At 53.8% G+C, this 18,202-nt stretch carries 7 protein-coding genes; 3 read left to right on the top strand and 4 right to left on the bottom strand.

What is annotated here, in order from left to right:
• The first annotated feature begins 431 nt into the window (after window positions 1-431).
• Both H4O27_RS02310 and H4O27_RS02315 read left to right on the top strand, forming a co-directional pair.
• Window positions 432-1,328: an OmpA family protein gene (locus tag H4O27_RS02310; RefSeq protein ID WP_165006562.1), complete on the top strand. Its 897-nt coding sequence runs from the start codon at window positions 432-434 to the stop codon at window positions 1,326-1,328.
• Window positions 1,329-1,350: 22 nt separating this feature from the next.
• Window positions 1,351-11,784, top strand: a complete 10,434-nt coding sequence (locus tag H4O27_RS02315; RefSeq protein ID WP_193004317.1) for an Ig-like domain-containing protein — start codon at window positions 1,351-1,353, stop codon at window positions 11,782-11,784.
• A gap of 183 nt (window positions 11,785-11,967) precedes the next feature.
• Here H4O27_RS02315 and H4O27_RS02320 read toward each other — a convergent pair whose 3' ends face one another.
• The 4 genes from H4O27_RS02320 to H4O27_RS02335 all read right to left on the bottom strand — a co-directional run bounded on the left by H4O27_RS02320 (window position 11,968) and on the right by H4O27_RS02335 (window position 14,597).
• A complete protein-coding gene (locus H4O27_RS02320; protein ID WP_226883489.1) occupies window positions 11,968-12,444 on the bottom strand; it encodes an IS630 family transposase in 477 nt (158 codons plus the stop codon).
• A 37-nt stretch (window positions 12,445-12,481) separates the two neighbouring features.
• Window positions 12,482-12,790 carry an IS630 transposase-related protein gene (locus H4O27_RS02325; protein ID WP_165010422.1) on the bottom strand — a complete coding sequence of 103 codons (309 nt, stop codon included), beginning with the start codon at window positions 12,788-12,790 and terminating at the stop codon, window positions 12,482-12,484.
• 69 nt (window positions 12,791-12,859) lie between these two features.
• A complete protein-coding gene (locus H4O27_RS02330; protein ID WP_165009829.1) occupies window positions 12,860-13,150 on the bottom strand; it encodes a hypothetical protein in 291 nt (96 codons plus the stop codon).
• A gap of 34 nt (window positions 13,151-13,184) precedes the next feature.
• On the bottom strand, window positions 13,185-14,597 hold the full coding sequence (locus tag H4O27_RS02335) for a PepSY-associated TM helix domain-containing protein (protein WP_371865583.1): 1,413 nt from the start codon (window positions 14,595-14,597) through the stop codon (window positions 13,185-13,187).
• Between the two features lie 285 nt (window positions 14,598-14,882).
• On the opposite strand from H4O27_RS02335, the gene recC reads away from it, so the two are divergent.
• Window positions 14,883-18,110, top strand: a complete 3,228-nt coding sequence (gene recC, locus H4O27_RS02340) for an exodeoxyribonuclease V subunit gamma (protein WP_165009827.1) — start codon at window positions 14,883-14,885, stop codon at window positions 18,108-18,110.
• Window positions 18,111-18,202 lie beyond the last annotated feature (92 nt).

Consider the following 18,202-nt stretch of genomic DNA (forward strand, 5'->3'; position numbering starts at 1 on the left):
GGTTTTGAGAAATTAAATGCTCTAAAGAATAAAATTTGCCAGGTTTATATTTAATTGGCATGGTGTTGTTTAAACGCTGCAAATTCAATGGCAAGAGCAGAATGATTATGCTGAATGATTATTCGGAATTCTAATAAAATATTATAAAACAATAATTTATAATATCAGTTGAATTGTTAAATAATGTGTCGGAATGATAATGCCAAGTTGGTATTCAATACCTGTCGTCTGATTAATTTACCGTTAATATCCAATAAAAATATTACTCAGTTGAAGCGTATATCATTATGGCATGAGAGTTAGTATCGGATGAGTATTGGCAGCTTGTTATGACCGATAAATAATAATTCATTTGCGGCCTTAGTGATGTATTTATGCGCCGTTTTAAAAATTTAAACCATTATAATCAAATAAATAGGAGCTTAATTAAAATGCTGAAGTTTCGTAGCTTGTTATGGGGGATGTTGCCGGTGGCCATGTTGGTTGGTTGCGCGCATCAACAAAAAGAAACGTGGGTTGATACAACGGAAACCGTTTACAGCACCGATGTGCCGGAAGGCCGCTCTTCTGTGGTGTTCTACCGTCAAGCCAATGCTTTGGAAGGTTCTACCGTTAATATTTATGTAAACGGTGAATATTCGGGTTCTTTGCAGCCTAATGCTTACCGCCAAGAATTGATTTGTGCGCAAAACCAAAAATTCTTTGCTGATTTTACCCGCCAAGACGCAGCATACTATAAAAAAGCCAATTCAGGCGATTACTATAACCTGCCTGAATCTACGGTTTCTTTCTTTAAAGTTGTCGATAACGGCAGCGGCCAACCTGTTTTGCAAAGCGTAACACCTGAACAAGCTGAAGCGGAAATGAAAGGTGTAAAACGTCAAAATCATACATTATCCCGTGTCGTCAGCCCTGCCAAATGTGCGCAAGTGCTGAAAAAATACAATTTAGAAGCCTCTGCCCTGTTTAAATTTGACCGTGCCGACTATAAAGACATGTTGGAAAAAGGTAAACAGGAAATCGCTGCCGTATCTGCAGATATCCGTGAAAACAAAGCCAAAGTAAACAGCATTGAAGTTATCGGCCATACTGACCCTGAAGGTAAACCGGCTTATAACCAAGGCTTGTCTGTTCGTCGCGCGGAGACTGTAAAACGTGCACTGGGGGAAAGTGGCTTGGATACTAATCTGATTTCTGCCCAAGGCCGCGGTGCGCAAGAATTGCTGATTAACGATTGCCGCAAACGTTTCCCTGCAAACGCCAAGGCTCGTAAGGAATGTGACCAACCTAACCGTCGTGTGGAAATCATTCTGCACGGTGAGAAATAATTAACAATAAAAGGTACTTAAAATGTCTAAAAACATTACGTTAAAAATCAACAACGCTAAAGAAACCGTCGAAACAGTTCAATTTCAGACGGCATCCGGCGAGGTGTTGCGCATTCCCGCTCAAGCCAAGGTGAACTATCAGTTTATCGATGATGCGACTCAATTTGGTCCTGAAAACATTATGACCAAACGTGTCGGCGATAACTTGGAAGTGGCTTTTGAAGGTTCTGACATCAGCAATCCTGACCTGATTATCGAAGGCTACTACTCAAGCGAAACCGATGCTTCTAAGAGCAGTCTGTTGATCGGCCAGCACGAAAACGGCGGTATGTATCCATACGTTCCGGAGAGTGCTGAACCTGCTGATGCCGTTACTATGCTGGCTGAAGAGGTTGAGGCAGGCCAAGCTTTGGGTGGTGAAATCATCAACAGCCTGTGGGCGCCAAATCCTTTGTGGTTGCTGGCATTGTTGCCGTTGGGTGCGGCAGCTGCGGTATTGGCTAAAAATGATGACGATGATAAAGACAATAAAGCGTTTATTACCGTTGATGCGCCTAATGATCCTTCTAATGCCAAGCCTACCATTGCCGGTACCGTTGATGATGTGGAGCCGGGTCAAGTCGTAACCTTGACCATTACTGATTCTAATGGCAACACTCAAATCGTAACCACTACTGTGCAAGAAGACAGTACTTATTCGGTTGAAGTACCGAATGAGTTGCCTGATGGCCCGTATCGCGTTGAAGCTGTTGTAGCGGATAAAGCAGGCAATGTTGCCAAAGCAAGTGACTCAAGCGTCATTGACGCAGTTGTATTGCTGACCGTAGATGCACCGGATGAAGTCTCAAACGACAATACGCCTTTGATTACCGGCACTTCTGATGCCATCGGTCAAATCGTTACTTTGACGATTACGGATTCCGAAGGTGTTACGCATACCCTGACTGCGCCGGTAAATGAAGAAGGTGAATACTTTATCGAGGTGCCTGATGAGTTGCCTGATGGTAAATACACTGTTGAAGCAAAGGTATCCAATACTGATGGTAAAACAGCTGCGGCAACAGACGAAGGCACCATCGACACGACTGCCACGATTACCGTAGATGCACCGGATGGTACATCTAACGACAATACGCCAACGATCGTGGGTACAACTGATGCAGAAGATGGCCAAGTTGTTACGCTGACAATTACTGATTCAAAAGGCCAAGTTCAAACTGTTACTGCTGAAGTGAAAGATGGTAAATATAGTGTTGAAGTGCCTAATGAACTGGCAGATGGTGAATATACCGTTACAGCTAAGGTAACCGATAAAGTTGGTAACCCAAGTAATATTGCCGAAGACAAAGGCGATATTGATACAACTGCCGCGATTACCGTTAATGCACCGGATTTGACTACAGATAATTCGCCAACAGTTACCGGTACGACTACTGATGTTGAAGAAGGTCAAATTGTGACCGTTACAGTGACAGATTCTGAAGGTAATGTAGTTCAAACATTGACTACTACGGTAAAAGCCGATGGCACTTACAGCGTAGACGTACCATTGCGCGCTCCACTTTTAGATGGCAAATACACTGTGGAAGCACAGGTTACAGATAAAGTAGGTAATTCTGCTAAAGCTGTTGATGATATGCCGATGGTGATCGACACGACGGCACCGGTGATTACCGTAGACGTACCGGAAGCCGGCAACGACACCACCCCAACCGTTACCGGCACCACAGACGCGCCGGAAGGCACGGTGGTGACCGTAACCGTGACCGACGCCAACGGCGGCACCCAAGTGGTGACCACCACCGTTAAAGGCGACGGCAGCTTCGAGGTGGAAGTACCGAACGAATTGCCGGAAGGTCCGGTTAAAGTGACCGCCGAAGTGGAAGACCCGGCCGGCAACAAAGGCCAGGCCAGCGACGAAGGCACCATCGACACGACGGCACCGGTGATTACCGTAGACGTACCGGAAGCCGGCAACGACACCACCCCAACCGTTACCGGCACCACAGACGCGCCGGAAGGCACGGTGGTGACCGTAACCGTGACCGACGCCAACGGCGGCACCCAAGTGGTGACCACCACCGTTAAAGGCGACGGCAGCTTCGAGGTGGAAGTACCGAACGAATTGCCGGAAGGTCCGGTTAAAGTGACCGCCGAAGTGGAAGACCCGGCCGGCAACAAAGGCCAGGCCAGCGACGAAGGCACCATCGACACGACGGCACCGGTGATTACCGTAGACGTACCGGAAGCCGGCAACGACACCACCCCAACCGTTACCGGCACCACAGACGCGCCGGAAGGCACGGTGGTGACCGTAACCGTGACCGACGCCAACGGCGGCACCCAAGTGGTGACCACCACCGTTAAAGGCGACGGCAGCTTCGAGGTAGAAGTACCGAACGAATTGCCGGAAGGTCCGGTTAAAGTGACCGCCGAAGTGGAAGACCCGGCCGGCAACAAAGGCCAGGCCAGCGACGAAGGCACCATCGACACGACGGCACCGGTGATTACCGTAGACGTACCGGAAGCCGGCAACGACACCACCCCAACCGTTACCGGCACCACAGACGCGCCGGAAGGCACGGTGGTGACCGTAACCGTGACCGACGCCAACGGCGGCACCCAAGTGGTGACCACCACCGTTAAAGGCGACGGCAGCTTCGAGGTAGAAGTACCGAACGAATTGCCGGAAGGTCCGGTTAAAGTGACCGCCGAAGTGGAAGACCCGGCCGGCAACAAAGGCCAGGCCAGCGACGAAGGCACCATCGACACGACGGCACCGGTGATTACCGTAGACGTACCGGAAGCCGGCAACGACACCACCCCAACCGTTACCGGCACCACAGACGCGCCGGAAGGCACGGTGGTGACCGTAACCGTGACCGACGCCAACGGCGGCACCCAAGTGGTGACCACCACCGTTAAAGGCGACGGCAGCTTCGAGGTGGAAGTACCGAACGAATTGCCGGAAGGTCCGGTTAAAGTGACCGCCGAAGTGGAAGACCCGGCCGGCAACAAAGGCCAGGCCAGCGACGAAGGCACCATCGACACGACGGCACCGGTGATTACCGTAGACGTACCGGAAGCCGGCAACGACACCACCCCAACCGTTACCGGCACCACAGACGCGCCGGAAGGCACGGTGGTGACCGTAACCGTGACCGACGCCAACGGCGGCACCCAAGTGGTGACCACCACCGTTAAAGGCGACGGCAGCTTCGAGGTAGAAGTACCGAACGAATTGCCGGAAGGTCCGGTTAAAGTGACCGCCGAAGTGGAAGACCCGGCCGGCAACAAAGGCCAGGCCAGCGACGAAGGCACCATCGACACGACGGCACCGGTGATTACCGTAGACGTACCGGAAGCCGGCAACGACACCACCCCAACCGTTACCGGCACCACAGACGCGCCGGAAGGCACGGTAGTGACCGTAACCGTGACCGACGCCAACGGCGGCACCCAAGTGGTGACCACCACCGTTAAAGGCGACGGCAGCTTCGAGGTAGAAGTACCGAACGAATTGCCGGAAGGTCCGGTTAAAGTGACCGCCGAAGTGGAAGACCCGGCCGGCAACAAAGGCCAGGCCAGCGACGAAGGCACCATCGACACGACGGCACCGGTGATTACCGTAGACGTACCGGAAGCCGGCAACGACACCACCCCAACCGTTACCGGCACCACAGACGCGCCGGAAGGCACGGTAGTGACCGTAACCGTGACCGACGCCAACGGCGGCACCCAAGTGGTGACCACCACCGTTAAAGGCGACGGCAGCTTCGAGGTGGAAGTACCGAACGAATTGCCGGAAGGTCCGGTTAAAGTGACCGCCGAAGTGGAAGACCCGGCCGGCAACAAAGGCCAGGCCAGCGACGAAGGCACCATCGACACGACGGCACCGGTGATTACCGTAGACGTACCGGAAGCCGGCAACGACACCACCCCAACCGTTACCGGCACCACAGACGCGCCGGAAGGCACGGTAGTGACCGTAACCGTGACCGACGCCAACGGCGGCACCCAAGTGGTGACCACCACCGTTAAAGGCGACGGCAGCTTCGAGGTAGAAGTACCGAACGAATTGCCGGAAGGTCCGGTTAAAGTGACCGCCGAAGTGGAAGACCCGGCCGGCAACAAAGGCCAGGCCAGCGACGAAGGCACCATCGACACGACGGCACCGGTGATTACCGTAGACGTACCGGAAGCCGGCAACGACACCACCCCAACCGTTACCGGCACCACAGACGCGCCGGAAGGCACGGTAGTGACCGTAACCGTGACCGACGCCAACGGCGGCACCCAAGTGGTGACCACCACCGTTAAAGGCGACGGCAGCTTCGAGGTAGAAGTACCGAACGAATTGCCGGAAGGTCCGGTTAAAGTGACCGCCGAAGTGGAAGACCCGGCCGGCAACAAAGGCCAGGCCAGCGACGAAGGCACCATCGACACGACGGCACCGGTGATTACCGTAGACGTACCGGAAGCCGGCAACGACACCACCCCAACCGTTACCGGCACCACAGACGCGCCGGAAGGCACGGTGGTGACCGTAACCGTGACCGACGCCAACGGCGGCACCCAAGTGGTGACCACCACCGTTAAAGGCGACGGCAGCTTCGAGGTAGAAGTACCGAACGAATTGCCGGAAGGTCCGGTTAAAGTGACCGCCGAAGTGGAAGACCCGGCCGGCAACAAAGGCCAGGCCAGCGACGAAGGCACCATCGACACGACGGCACCGGTGATTACCGTAGACGTACCGGAAGCCGGCAACGACACCACCCCAACCGTTACCGGCACCACAGACGCGCCGGAAGGCACGGTAGTGACCGTAACCGTGACCGACGCCAACGGCGGCACCCAAGTGGTGACCACCACCGTTAAAGGCGACGGCAGCTTCGAGGTAGAAGTACCGAACGAATTGCCGGAAGGTCCGGTTAAAGTGACCGCCGAAGTGGAAGACCCGGCCGGCAACAAAGGCCAGGCCAGCGACGAAGGCACCATCGACACGACGGCACCGGTGATTACCGTAGACGTACCGGAAGCCGGCAACGACACCACCCCAACCGTTACCGGCACCACAGACGCGCCGGAAGGCACGGTAGTGACCGTAACCGTGACCGACGCCAACGGCGGCACCCAAGTGGTGACCACCACCGTTAAAGGCGACGGCAGCTTCGAGGTAGAAGTACCGAACGAATTGCCGGAAGGTCCGGTTAAAGTGACCGCCGAAGTGGAAGACCCGGCCGGCAACAAAGGCCAGGCCAGCGACGAAGGCACCATCGACACGACGGCACCGGTGATTACCGTAGACGTACCGGAAGCCGGCAACGACACCACCCCAACCGTTACCGGCACCACAGACGCGCCGGAAGGCACGGTAGTGACCGTAACCGTGACCGACGCCAACGGCGGCACCCAAGTGGTGACCACCACCGTTAAAGGCGACGGCAGCTTCGAGGTAGAAGTACCGAACGAATTGCCGGAAGGTCCGGTTAAAGTGACCGCCGAAGTGGAAGACCCGGCCGGCAACAAAGGCCAGGCCAGCGACGAAGGCACCATCGACACGACGGCACCGGTGATTACCGTAGACGTACCGGAAGCCGGCAACGACACCACCCCAACCGTTACCGGCACCACAGACGCGCCGGAAGGCACGGTGGTGACCGTAACCGTGACCGACGCCAACGGCGGCACCCAAGTGGTGACCACCACCGTTAAAGGCGACGGCAGCTTCGAGGTAGAAGTACCGAACGAATTGCCGGAAGGTCCGGTTAAAGTGACCGCCGAAGTGGAAGACCCGGCCGGCAACAAAGGCCAGGCCAGCGACGAAGGCACCATCGACACGACGGCACCGGTGATTACCGTAGACGTACCGGAAGCCGGCAACGACACCACCCCAACCGTTACCGGCACCACAGACGCGCCGGAAGGCACGGTAGTGACCGTAACCGTGACCGACGCCAACGGCGGCACCCAAGTGGTGACCACCACCGTTAAAGGCGACGGCAGCTTCGAGGTGGAAGTACCGAACGAATTGCCGGAAGGTCCGGTTAAAGTGACCGCCGAAGTGGAAGACCCGGCCGGCAACAAAGGCCAGGCCAGCGACGAAGGCACCATCGACACGACGGCACCGGTGATTACCGTAGACGTACCGGAAGCCGGCAACGACACCACCCCAACCGTTACCGGCACCACAGACGCGCCGGAAGGCACGGTAGTGACCGTAACCGTGACCGACGCCAACGGCGGCACCCAAGTGGTGACCACCACCGTTAAAGGCGACGGCAGCTTCGAGGTAGAAGTACCGAACGAATTGCCGGAAGGTCCGGTTAAAGTGACCGCCGAAGTGGAAGACCCGGCCGGCAACAAAGGCCAGGCCAGCGACGAAGGCACCATCGACACGACGGCACCGGTGATTACCGTAGACGTACCGGAAGCCGGCAACGACACCACCCCAACCGTTACCGGCACCACAGACGCGCCGGAAGGCACGGTGGTGACCGTAACCGTGACCGACGCCAACGGCGGCACCCAAGTGGTGACCACCACCGTTAAAGGCGACGGCAGCTTCGAGGTGGAAGTACCGAACGAATTGCCGGAAGGTCCGGTTAAAGTGACCGCCGAAGTGGAAGACCCGGCCGGCAACAAAGGCCAGGCCAGCGACGAAGGCACCATCGACACGACGGCACCGGTGATTACCGTAGACGTACCGGAAGCCGGCAACGACACCACCCCAACCGTTACCGGCACCACAGACGCGCCGGAAGGCACGGTGGTGACCGTAACCGTGACCGACGCCAACGGCGGCACCCAAGTGGTGACCACCACCGTTAAAGGCGACGGCAGCTTCGAGGTGGAAGTACCGAACGAATTGCCGGAAGGTCCGGTTAAAGTGACCGCCGAAGTGGAAGACCCGGCCGGCAACAAAGGCCAGGCCAGCGACGAAGGCACCATCGACACGACGGCACCGGTGATTACCGTAGACGTACCGGAAGCCGGCAACGACACCACCCCAACCGTTACCGGCACCACAGACGCGCCGGAAGGCACGGTGGTGACCGTAACCGTGACCGACGCCAACGGCGGCACCCAAGTGGTGACCACCACCGTTAAAGGCGACGGCAGCTTCGAGGTAGAAGTACCGAACGAATTGCCGGAAGGTCCGGTTAAAGTGACCGCCGAAGTGGAAGACCCGGCCGGCAACAAAGGCCAGGCCAGCGACGAAGGCACCATCGACACGACGGCACCGGTGATTACCGTAGACGTACCGGAAGCCGGCAACGACACCACCCCAACCGTTACCGGCACCACAGACGCGCCGGAAGGCACGGTGGTGACCGTAACCGTGACCGACGCCAACGGCGGCACCCAAGTGGTGACCACCACCGTTAAAGGCGACGGCAGCTTCGAGGTAGAAGTACCGAACGAATTGCCGGAAGGTCCGGTTAAAGTGACCGCCGAAGTGGAAGACCCGGCCGGCAACAAAGGCCAGGCCAGCGACGAAGGCACCATCGACACGACGGCACCGGTGATTACCGTAGACGTACCGGAAGCCGGCAACGACACCACCCCAACCGTTACCGGCACCACAGACGCGCCGGAAGGCACGGTAGTGACCGTAACCGTGACCGACGCCAACGGCGGCACCCAAGTGGTGACCACCACCGTTAAAGGCGACGGCAGCTTCGAGGTAGAAGTACCGAACGAATTGCCGGAAGGTCCGGTTAAAGTGACCGCCGAAGTGGAAGACCCGGCCGGCAACAAAGGCCAGGCCAGCGACGAAGGCACCATCGACACGACGGCACCGGTGATTACCGTAGACGTACCGGAAGCCGGCAACGACACCACCCCAACCGTTACCGGCACCACAGACGCGCCGGAAGGCACGGTAGTGACCGTAACCGTGACCGACGCCAACGGCGGCACCCAAGTGGTGACCACCACCGTTAAAGGCGACGGCAGCTTCGAGGTAGAAGTACCGAACGAATTGCCGGAAGGTCCGGTTAAAGTGACCGCCGAAGTGGAAGACCCGGCCGGCAACAAAGGCCAGGCCAGCGACGAAGGCACCATCGACACGACGGCCGAGATTACCGTAGAAGCACCGGATTTGAGTAATGACAACACACCTTTAATTACCGGTACGACTACTGACGTGGAAGAAGGCCAAGTGGTGACATTGACCATTACCGATGCCAACTGTAAAGCTCAAGTGGTGACTACTACGGTGAAAGCAGACGGCACCTATGAAGTAGAAGTGCCGAACGGATTGCCGGATGGTAACTACACGGTAGATGCCAAAGTGACCGACAAAGCCGGTAACGAAGCAGTGGCCCGTGATGACAACGATGGTAAAGGTAACGTAATCGACACGACTGCACCGAATGTTGTGGCTGAAGACAATGCTGTTAAGGAAGCTTCGGCGGAGGTTGTAACTGGTGTGATTAAAGTAACAGATCAATCTGTTGCCAGCATTACTGTCGGCGGTAAAGATGTGATGAATGCAAGCGAAAGCAACTCTGTTGTGATTACAACCAAACTGGGTACTTTGGCCATCACAGGTTATGATGCCGTTAAAGGCGAAGTGTCTTATCGCTACACCGAAAATGGTAAAGCGGAAGATCACAGTGCAGGTGATGATTCTGTGAAAGACAGCTTCTTGGTTGTGGTGCGCGATGCTGCAGGTAATACAGCGATGGACAGCCTAGATATCCAAATTACCGATACTGCTCCGGTTGCAGTGGATGATGTCAACAGCATCACCGAAACAGGTAGCTATGTGAGTGGTAATGTGATGGATAACGACAGTCTGGGTGCGGATACGCCTGTATCTGTGACAGTAGATCACAACGTAGGCCAATACGGTTTACTGACGATGGGTGCCAATGGTGAATACACTTACACCTTGAATCCGAATAGCCCGGTAGTTAAGGCCTTGAATACCGGTGATACGTTGCAAGAGACTTTCACTTACACCGTAACCGACGCGGATGGTGATAAATCGACTGCAACCTTGACCATCACCATTAATGGCCAAGATGCCGATAAATCTGTGATTGGCAACAACGGCTCGAATACCATTAAGGGTGGCACAGGTAACGATGCATTGATCGGCGATACCGGTGGTTACGAATTAATCATTAAACCAGGTCATGACTACAACATCGCGGTGATTTTGGATACGTCGGGTAGTATGGCGAGTTACAGAACCTCTACTGGTGAAGCATATATCGAGATTGCCCGTAAATCGTTGCTGAAGTTGGCACAAGATTTTGCGGATCATGACGGTAATTTGAATGTGACCCTGTTTGCTTTCGGTACAACTGCTAAGCAAGTGATTACCCTCAATAATTTGACTGAGTCTAATGTTGACCAATTGGTAGCGAAGATTGAGGGCTTGATAGCCGGCGGTGCAACCAACTATGACCATGTATTCCGTGAAGCAGCGGCTTGGTTCAACCAAGTATCAGGCAATGGTTACAACAACGTAACTTACTTCCTGACTGACGGTCAACCTACTACTTGGGGCAATACCGGTATGGTAGCTCACCGAGGCTACTTGACTCAACTTGACGTTGATAAAGCGTTGGAAAGCTTTACCAAGTTGTCAGCGGTGTCAGATGTTCATGCGGTAGGCTTCTCGCAAGGTATTCAAGAAAGAATGTTGAGCTTCTTCGACAATACCGTAGCAGAGGGTAATTCGGTGCAATACGATAGCTTTATTTACAACAGCTACCAGCTGCCTCCTGTAAATTACCGTGGCTCTGCAGGTGAAGCACAAGTGGTATCGACGCCTGAAGAGCTGGATGCGGCTTTGGAAAGCGGTACGGTTGAGCGCGTGTTGAATTCGGTGTCTAGCGATACCTTGTATGGCGGCGAGGGTGATAACATTCTTATCGGCGACAGCATCAACACTGACCACCTGAGCTGGACGAACGGCATTACTGGTATTCAGCACTATGCTGGTACTCACGACGGTATGGGTGCCCGCGCGTTGACCGAATACATTAAGTGGACGGAAAACAGCGGTAGCGATGCAACCGAACAGCAAGTCGGCGATTATGTTCGTGAGAACTGGGTTAAATTGCTGGATGACCGTATCGATGGTGGTAACGACACCTTAGTTGGCGGTTCCGATAACGACATCTTGTTCGGCGGTGCCGGTAACGACACCTTGACCGGTGGCGCTGATGCAGACAAGTTTGTCTTCCTGGCCAACAGCAACAGCGGTCACGATGTGATTACCGACTTCGAAGCCGGCGTGGATAAAGTGGTATTTGCCGACTTGGTTAGCCCGCAGGAGTTGTCAAACGCTGTTTGGGATGACGCAAACCATGTCTTGAGCTTTACCGGTGTGGCAAAAGATGGCCAAACTTACCAAAACAGCATTACCTTCCAAGGTCTGTCTGCTGGCGAGACACTGGAATCTGTATTGCAAAACCACATTGAAACCCTGGGCTAATCACATAGCCTGTCAAGAAAGCCCTGCTGAAAAGCAGGGCTTTTTTTATTTGGATGATGTTGGCCGCAGGGGCATAAAAAGTCTGGCCGTCTGAAGCCTTATGCATAAAATATAGTGGATTCACTTTAAAATAGTACGGCGTTGGTTCGCCCAGCCGTATTATCTATAGTCAATCTCATGAATTTAAATAACACTCCTAAACAACTCATCCACAGACACCACCCCAAGTTTTCTCCGTCTCGCCTTTAACCAAGCCCATTTCTTTTCGATGGGATTCAAGTCGGGGCTGTACGGCGGCATCCATAGGACGGTATGCCCCTTTCCCTTCAGCAAGGCTTCTGCCTTACCCTTATGAAACGCCGCATTGTCCATCACCACCACACTCTCGGGCGGCAGTTGCGGGATCAGTAACTGTTCGATCCAAGTGTCGAATATCCTGCTGTTGATGGAACAGTCAAACAAACCGACCGCAAACAGTTGATTATCATACAGCGCACCGATGGCATTAGTCTGATTACGTCCCTGCCAGTCATGGGTATCAATACACCGTCTGCCTTTTGGGGCATAACCGTAAGGACGGTGGACGGAAGCTCTGAATCCGCTTTCGTCCAGCCAAACAATCGGACGTTCTTTCAGTTGGAAACGGTGTCTGAGTCTGATAAAGCGTTTTCTGAGCCGAACATCTGCTTTGGGGTGTTTATTGGTCTTTTTTTCGGCTGATTCCGTATCTTTTCAATGCCTGGTGGATGCCGTTGGTCGAACAGTTGAGCCGTTGTGCCCGTTCGTAGCAATAGGCATCGGGGTATTGTTCGACGTCTCTAAGCAGTGCTTCTTTGGTAATTTTGAGGGGTTTTCTGTCTTTGGGATAGCCTTTGGGAATGGGATTCTTTTTCCATTTGAACACGGTATCGCTGCCGATGCCGAGCTCTTTGGCTACTTGACGGATGGAGAGGCCTTGGGCGAGTTTGGCTAAGGCGAGCTGGCGGAAGTCTGTTGAATAGGTCATGGGGGAGATTGTAATTTATATTAGGGGGATTGACTATATACCGTCTTCGGCTCACCGCCTTGTCCTATTTTAAAATGAACCCACTATAAAAGATTTCAGACGGCCTGCAAACTGAAAACATTCAAACCGAGACCTTTGCAAAACTTCTTCAAAAGCTAGCGCATTCAGAACCGACGTTATTCCCGCCTGATCGGGAATGACAGCCGTTTTGGTTTTTATTGATGATCCATGGGGTTTTGCAAAGGTTTCAAACCATAGCTGCTTATCAAGAATGCCATATGATTTTGGCAAACAAAGTAAAGTGTAATAGGTTGTCTGCTGATTAAAGCCAGATAAAATCATCAAGGCCGTCTGAAACATATTATTGTTTTCAGACGGCCTTTTAACTGATGCTTTATTTAAACCATTTACCCAATGCCGGAATACGTGACAACAGTGCAAAGTCCAATATCGCAATCAGTAGAATTGCGATGATGGCAGTCGGAAAAAGCAGTGCCACCAGCAGAAGCGGTAAGGCCATTGCCCACCACACCGGCAATTCCACCTTGCTTGATGGCGGATTCAAACCGATGGCATGGCTTGGGCGGCGTTTCCACCACATCACAAAGCCGCTGACACACATCAAAATTACTGCCAAACAAAACGCCACGTTAGCTGCTATGCTCCACCAGCCCAGCGTGCCCATGTGCAGCGCGATGCTTACCGCCATGAATTTGCCGAACGCGTTGTAGTCATCGTAACGGATATCGGCCAACTGCTTTCCACTGTATTGGTCGAGATGCACGGTGCGGTCGATAAACGGGCTGTTGGCATCGTAACTCATCGAATCTTGTGACAGTGTCCACACACCTTTTTCACCTTTGGGCAGATTCACTTGATAGCGGCCTTGAAAACCGATTTCGCGTGCGTAGCGGTCAACGGTTTCCAGTGTCATCGGTTCGTCAGGGTTAACGCCGTCTTTGCCTAAAGTCGTACCTGATTGCGGCATGGGCGTCAGCTCCAACACCCACGGTACTTCTTTAGTTTTGCCGTCATTTAATAACTCGCCGTAGGTGGCAAAATCTGATTCGGGGTTGGGTGCCACGCCCCATTTACCTGCCGGAAACTGGCTCCAAGCCTGCACCGCCTTGCCGCCCCAAATGCCTGCCCATGCGATGCCGGATAAGCAGAACAACAATAAAATCAGCGAAATCCATGCGCCGGCTGCGCCGTGAATATCGCGCCAAGCCGAGCGGCCGGAAGTAATTTTCGGCAACAGTATATTTTTCAGACTGCCTTGTTTGTGCCACCACAAATAAATGCCGGTGATAATCAGCAAAATGGTTAAGGATGCCGCAGTTTCTAATAAATAATCACCAAACGTACCGAGCAAAATATCGCTGTGGATTTCGTCCATCAAATGATACCAATCCTGATTGCGCGGAAATACGCTGACTGCCTGCGCCGTGTAAGGATCAATCGCCACCATCATGGCCTTGTCGTTATCATTGACACGAAATATCGCCACCATATCATCGGCACGCGGGGCAATGTATTGCACAACCGAGGCCGTTTCCGACTGCAATGCACTGCGTGCTGCTTCAGCCTGCACCGACAAAGGCCGTACCGCGGCTTGCGGGGTGACATGAATCCGTTCACCGTCACGGCCGCTGATGTTGGCAAACAGCAGCATGGCCAAGCCGGTGGCGGCCAGTAAGATTAAAAAAGGCGCGACAAAAAAGCCTGCGTAAAAATGCCAACGCCACACCGTGAGATAACGGCGGTTGGCCTGTTGTGCCATATCCGGCGCTGTATGGGTGCGGTTCATGTACTTTCCCTTTTGTATTAAAAGCAGATTATTATAGTGATAGTCTTGTTCTAAATAAATACAATTTTCATGAAAGTGGGAATGAATCTGATATAAGACAAATTTATCAGGAGAAATGGCTATATCCTGCTGAATTTGAAATATATATTTTTATTTTCAAACTAGGTTTATCTCACAATTGATATTTCATATTTTATGTATCAGGCCGTCTGAAAATAAAACGTCACTAATTGTTCAGTCGGCCTTATAATCCATCAACATCTTTTATCTGCCTGAGATTGTGCCATGTTTCATCTTTATCAATCCAACCGACTCGAATCGCTTGCCGCTTTGTTCAGCCGCATTCAGCAGCTTCACCCCTTAAAACACGCGCTGAGGGCGGAAGAAATTGTGGTGCAAAGCCAAGGCATGCGCCGTTATTTGAGCAGCTATTTGGCGAAAGAAACGGGTGTGGCGGCCAATCTGAAATTTAGCCTGCCTGCCGGTTTGACATGGCGTTTGATGCGCGAGCTGATTCCCGATGTGCCCGCGCTCAGCCCGTTTTCGCCTGAAGTGATGCGCTGGCGGCTGTTGGCATTGTTCCGCAGCGAAGCGTTTCAGACGGCCTCAGAATTTGAAACCGTGCGCGACAAGCTGCAAAGCTATTTATGCAGTGGAGAATCCGCAGATTACCATTTGGCCGGGCAACTGGCGGATATTTTTGACCAATATTTGGTGTACCGTCCGCAATGGGTTGATGCGTGGCAGGCAGGCAAATTGTTGGGTTTGGGCGAAGACGAAATCTGGCAGGCGCAATTGTGGCGTTTTCTTGACAACGGCAGGCAAACCGCGCCGCACCGCGTGGCCTTGTGGGAAACCTTGCTGGCCAATTTGTCGCCGCAAAACCTGCCCGAACGCCTTTTCGTATTCGGCATTTCCACCATGGCGCCGATGTATTTGCAGCTTTTTCAGGCCATTTCCGAGCATTGCGACGTGTTTGTGTTCGCACTCAATCCGAGCGAACAGCATTGGGGCAATGTGATTGAAGCGGCACAGATTTTAAAAAGCGGCGACGATGTCGACTTGAGCCAAACCGGCCATCCGCTGCTGGCTTCATTGGGCAAACAGGGGCGAGATTTCTTTGATTTTTTGTCAGAAATCGAAATGGAAACGCCGGTGTATGAAACCGAAGACAGCGGCGAGGCAACCTTGCTGCACCGTCTGCAAAACGATATTCAAACGCTGTCGCTGCCGTCTGAAAACGCCGACGGGCAGGGCGATGCGCTGCTTTCGGACGGCTCTGTCCGCGTAGTGTCGGCACACAGTCCTTTGCGCGAGCTGCAAATTTTGAAAGACCAACTGCTGCACATTCTGCACGAACATCCCGACTGGCAGCCGCACGACATCGCCGTGCTGACCCCGAATATCGAACCCTACAGCCCGTTTATCGAAGCCGTGTTCGGCCGTGCGGCAGACGGTACGCAAGCCTTGCCGTATTCCATTTCCGATGTGAAACTCAGCCGCCGCCAGCCGCTTTTTTACGCGCTGGAACAAGTATTGGCCTTACTGGAAAGCCGCTTTGAAGTGGATAAAGTGCTGCCGCTGCTCGACAGCCATTTGGTGCAAAACCGCTTTGAAATCAGCGAAGGCGATTTGCCGCTGCTGCACGACACCATCGCCGAACTCAACGTGCATTGGGGCTTGGACGAACACATGCGCGGCGCGTCGGATAATTTGTTTACATGGCAGCAGGCTTTGTCGCGCTTGGTGCTGGGTTGGATGCTGCCCGCCGGCGGCGACGGCATGTGGCAAAACGTCAGCGCGTGGCACGGCGATGTCAACCGGTTGGCCGTGTTCAGCCGCTTCAGCGCCTTTATGCAGACCTTGGCCGACACCGCGCAAACATGGCAAACCGCCGCCACGGCAGAAGAATGGATTGAACGCATACGCCGATTGCGCAACGGCCTATTTGCCTTGGGCGACGACGACCAATACGCCGCGCAGCAATTCGAACAAGCTTTGGTGAAATGGCAGGAAGAAGTTGAATTGTCAGGATTTTCAGACGGCCTGTTGCCGCAGCACACCGTTATCCGACACATCAGCCGCTTTTTGAGCAGCGAAAGCCAAGCAGGATTTTTGCGCGGCGGCATTACCTTCTGCAGCATGGTGCCGATGCGCAGCCTGCCGTTTAAGGTGTTGTGTTTGTTGGGTCTGAACGACGGTGATTTCCCGCGCAACACCAAGCCGGCCGTGTTTGACCTGATTGCCAAACACCCGAAAAAAGGCGACCGCGCCCGCCGCGATGACGACCGCTATCTGTTTCTCGAAGCCATCATCAGCGCGCGCGAGATTCTGTATTTGTCGTATGTCGGCCGCAGCATTGTCAACGATGCCGAGCTGGCGCCGTCGGCCTTGTTGAGCGAATTCACCGACACTGTCGCCGAAATGACCGGAAAACGCAGCAAAGATCTGCTGGCCGGCTGGGTGTGCCACCATCCGCTGCAGGCCTTTTCCACGCGCTATTTCCGGCCGCAAGATTCTGCCAAGCTCATCAGTACGCGCCGTGATTACGCCCAAGCTCTGAATGAAGCGGCACACAGGCCGTCTGAAAAAATGACACCGTTTTTCAACCAACCTTTGGGTGAAGAAGCCGAACCACCGGCCATCGTTACGCAAAACGAATTCATCGGTTTTTGGAAAAATCCCGTCAAAGCATGGCTGCGCAATGCCTTGGGCTGGCGTGAACCGTATCGCGACGAAGTATGGCAATCGGCCGAGCCGTTCGAGCCGGAACAGGGTGAAAAAATCGCCGATGCGTATTTGGAAGCGCGGCGCCGGCGGCAGGATTTTGCCGCCGTCGAAACCAAGCTCAATGCCGAAAGCCTGTTGCCTGCCGGTGAATTGGGCAATTTGTGGCAGCAGCGTTTCCAAGCAGCCGCCAAGCAGCTTGACCAAGATTTACTCGAAAGCCCGAAAGTGCCGCCGGTGGCTTACGAGTCGGCGTTCGACCGGCAAACCTTAATCGGCAGCCTGAATCATGTGTATCAGTGCGGCCAAATTGTGTTCCGCAACAAAAAGCTCAACGCCCCCGAACGCATTGCCTTGCTGCTGGAACATATTTTGTTCAATGCCGTGAGGCCGTCTGAAAGTGAAAGCAGCCTGACCTATTTTGTGTCGAATGACGAAACCGTGGTCTACCCCGAAATCGACCGCCAAACCGCCCGCGACATCCTGCAAACATGGCTTGGATACTACAATATCGGCCAACACCGCCCGTTGCCGTTTTTTGCGAAAACCAGCTTGGCCGCTGCCGAAGCCTATCTGAAAAAACAGGAATGGCAAGCCGCACAATCCGCCGCCGCGGCTGCGTATTTCGGCAGTAAAATGAGCACGGGGCAGGGCAGCTACACCGAAGTGGCCTTGGTGTTCGGGCATGATGAAGAATCGCCGCCGGATACGCCGTTGTTTGAAAATCTGATTATCGACATGTTGGTACCGTTGCTGGCTGCGGTGTCGCCATCGAAAGAAGCGTAGGCAGGAATGGAGGCTGTCTGAAGTCTTTCATCAGTGTTCAGACGGCCTTTGTTGTGTAAAAGCAATTGGAAAAGCTGCTTAAAAATTGTACA

The organism is Neisseria yangbaofengii (assembly GCF_014898075.1).
GTDB classification, from domain to species: domain Bacteria; phylum Pseudomonadota; class Gammaproteobacteria; order Burkholderiales; family Neisseriaceae; genus Neisseria; species Neisseria yangbaofengii.

Excerpts from the sequence above, each read along its gene's own strand:
- H4O27_RS02335 (WP_371865583.1), bottom strand. The coding sequence starts at position 14,597 with ATGAACCGCACCCATACAGCGCCGGATATGGCACAACAGGCCAACCGC.
- H4O27_RS02315 (WP_193004317.1), top strand. The coding sequence starts at position 1,351 with ATGTCTAAAAACATTACGTTAAAAATCAACAACGCTAAAGAAACCGTC.
- H4O27_RS02325 (WP_165010422.1), bottom strand. The coding sequence starts at position 12,790 with ATGACCTATTCAACAGACTTCCGCCAGCTCGCCTTAGCCAAACTCGCC.
- H4O27_RS02310 (WP_165006562.1), top strand. The coding sequence starts at position 432 with ATGCTGAAGTTTCGTAGCTTGTTATGGGGGATGTTGCCGGTGGCCATG.
- recC (WP_165009827.1), top strand. The coding sequence starts at position 14,883 with ATGTTTCATCTTTATCAATCCAACCGACTCGAATCGCTTGCCGCTTTG.
- H4O27_RS02330 (WP_165009829.1), bottom strand. The coding sequence starts at position 13,150 with ATGTTTCAGACGGCCTTGATGATTTTATCTGGCTTTAATCAGCAGACA.